At 64.9% G+C, this 3,010-nt stretch carries 2 protein-coding genes; both read right to left on the reverse strand.

What is annotated here, in order from left to right:
* Positions 1-124 precede the first annotated feature (124 nt).
* Positions 125-1,612, reverse strand: a complete 1,488-nt coding sequence (locus RT424_RS24190) for a transferrin-binding protein-like solute binding protein (protein WP_313443413.1) — start codon at positions 1,610-1,612, stop codon at positions 125-127.
* A 382-nt stretch (positions 1,613-1,994) separates the two neighbouring features.
* Positions 1,995-3,010: surface lipoprotein assembly modifier (locus tag RT424_RS24195; protein ID WP_313443416.1), on the reverse strand; the 1,016-nt coding region annotated here is incomplete at its 5' end.

Genomic DNA, 3,010 nt, shown 5'->3' on the forward strand with positions numbered 1-3,010 from the left:
GCACGACCCGTTTCTACCGCGCACAGGCGGGCTAAACCCGCGACCGTTTTTTAGGTAGCGATAGGCCTGATGACGCTGCAAGACGGACATCGAACGATAGTTCTGCCTTTTGCCTGAACCGGGTCTACTGCTGCATGGCGATCAGCGCTCCGGCTGCAGTCAAGACCGTTCCTGCTCCGGGCGTGATCAGCGTGAAATTCGCCCCCACTTCCTGACCCTGAGGGCCGTAGAACCGGCCCGTCACACGGCCGCTGGCACCCGGCACGCCGGCGATGTCGGCGGCAAAGGCGTTGGACATGCCCGGAGCCCCAGGCATCCAACTGTTGACGAAAGTGAAAGTGCCGAGGTCGGTCGCGACCTGCGTGCGCGTGTTGGTGGCTGTGGGTTGCATCGACCCGGTGAACGCGCTCCGGCCAAAGTCGAACTCGAACGCGGCAGAGCCATGCAGGGCGAACAGATCGGCATTTCCACCGCTGCCGAGCGCGCTGCCATGGACCACGCCCTGATAGCTAGCCTGACCGCTGCGAGGCAGTTGCAGGAAGCCCGTTTCGAGGCCGAACACAAAAGCCTCGTTCATTGGCCGGCTGCCCGCGATGCGGACATCCCTGAGACCGAAGCCGGTATACGTGAGCGCGAGTTCGTCGTTGCCCTGTCCGGGATTGTAAATTCGATAGGTCTGCCCTGGCGTCGGCACGTAAGTCGTGAAGCGCGCACCCGACTGCGCTGCCACGCGGTTGCCATCGTTCAAGTCATAAAAGTACTTGTACGAACGAGGATCGGTAGCCGCCAACAATTCGGTCTGGCCGCTGCTGCCGAACGCGACATCGCCATAGTCGCCGGTGCCGACATTGGACGTAAAGACAATGCTCGTCGAATGGAGCTGTAGCGACACGGGAGTGACAAGATCAACGAGCGTTTCATACTCGGAGGCAACATTACCAGATCGGCCGAGCAGCACGCCGGAGATCATCTGGTTGCGCGAATTGGCACCATGGAACGTGGCGCCTACCTCTTGGGCTGCGGGACCGTAGAAGCGCCCCTCAAGGACAGCCGGGGCATCGCTGAAGCTGATCGAACCGGTCAGCACGTTTTCGCCGACGCCTAAACGACCATCCAGGGTGAAGGCCGACTGGCTTGGCACGTAGTACCCGTTCAGGCTCGGGATGCGCGATGTCTTGAGGCCGCTCCCTCTTAGCGTGGCCGATGTGAAGTCGATGTTCATGATGCCACTGCCATCGAACCTGATGAGGGTTTGGTCTCCCGCCTCGATGCCGGTGACGTCGAATGCGAAGCTGCCGGTTCCTGTCCCAGGAACTGCGCCGTTTGCCGTTCGCACACCATAAGTGAACACGTTCGGGCGATTGTTCTGGATGCCTTCTGCCGTGTTAGTGCGACGCTGAATGCCGCCCCCGACGTAGCGATAGGTGAGGATTCCGCTCTCGCCCGCTTTGGTGAGGGCCAGGCTGTCGGTGATGGTCCCTTGGGTCTTCACGTAGCGAGCCATCCGGGCATCATCGCTGGCGGCTGCCCGGTCCGCCATCCCGAAGGTCTGCGATGCATGCGGCGCTGTGATCGTATAGCTGCCGTTGGCGGCATCATAGGCGATCGTCAACGTGGTGCGTCCCTTGGCCTCCGGGCTTGTGCCCGCACCGGGATACAGAGCCGAGACGGTGCCGGCATCCGTGCTGAAGACTTCGCTGATGCTGGGATTGATAAGCGATGAATTTCCGGCGGTGGGCGTTGGCTCCGGCGCGGGAGTAGGCGTGGGGGTCGGGGTCGGGGTTGGCGTGGGAGTCGGAGTTGGCACCGGAGTAGGCGTTGGAGACGGCGCCGGGGTCGGCGCGGGCGCGGGGCTTGGCGTGGGTGGGGGTGGGGGCGTGCTGTTGGTACTGCCGCCTCCGCCCCCGCAGGCCGCCAGTGCGAGGCTCAGCGCGGTCAGCGAAACGATCGCCGAATTGCGTGCGGTTGGAATTGAAGTCATGAGCCCTCCCCCTTTAGAATGCCGAAGTGACGCCAAACTCGGCGACGACGCGGCGATAGTCGTAGATCTCGATGGAGGAGCGGTTGCGCTCCCATTTGAGGCGCACCAGCGGCGCGAAGCTGCCAAGGTGCAGCGCCCGCAAGGTAGCAGCGATGCTGGCGCTGTAGCGGTCCTCGACCCGGCGGTTAGGGTAAAGGAACAGGCGCGCGTCCGCTTCCAGGTGGCTGTAGCTTACGGTGCCCACCAGTGTCGTGCGGCCCATTTCGCGAAACAAATAGGCTGAGGTTCCGCCCATCGCCAGCGAGTAGCCCGGATCGCGCGCCGCCTCGCGGAAGCCGAAAGCCTGGACGCCGCCGCCGAAGCGCGCGCTGAAGGCGCGGTCGAAGTTGGCCGAGAGCGTGAAGTCGTCCGCCGTTTGCAGGGCATTGCGCCGATTGGCGACGTGGGCGATGTTGCCGTCGAGCCGCACTTGCCCGCGCTTGCCCACCGGCCGCTGCCAGCTGAGGCCACCGCCGATCGTGGTGCTGAACAGATGCCCCCCGAACCATCGCCGCGCTGGGCCCGCCGAGACGGTCAGCTGGTTGCTACCCCAGGTGTATTGCGGCCCGGCCTGGATCGCCACGGTGACGTCGTTGAAGTCCCTCTCGCGGTAGAGCGTCGCGCCCGTGGAGGCGCGCACCAGCAGATCGGCGCCGGGCTCGATGCCGAGGCGAAAGTAGCCTTGGCCCTGAAGGGCAAGTCCCACGCCCGACTTCGCGCGGGCATCCTCGTCGAGCGAGAAGTCGCCGATCACGGTGCCCAAGGTGTCGGACCGCGTGGCCCGGTTGATGTTGCTGTCCGGCGCCAGCGCGACCTCGACCGAGCCGCCCAGCGGCTTTCGGGCGTTGAGCGCGCGCGAGTAGAAGCGCACCAGCTGCTCCACCGCGGAAGGCAGTCCGGCGGCCTGAGCCGCGCGCAGTTCCTTGCGCGCCGCCCCCATGTTGCCGAGCATCGCCTGCATTCGCGCCAGTTCGAGGCGCACACGCGCGG

This window comes from Novosphingobium sp., assembly GCF_032093395.1.
Lineage (GTDB): Bacteria > Pseudomonadota > Alphaproteobacteria > Sphingomonadales > Sphingomonadaceae > Novosphingobium.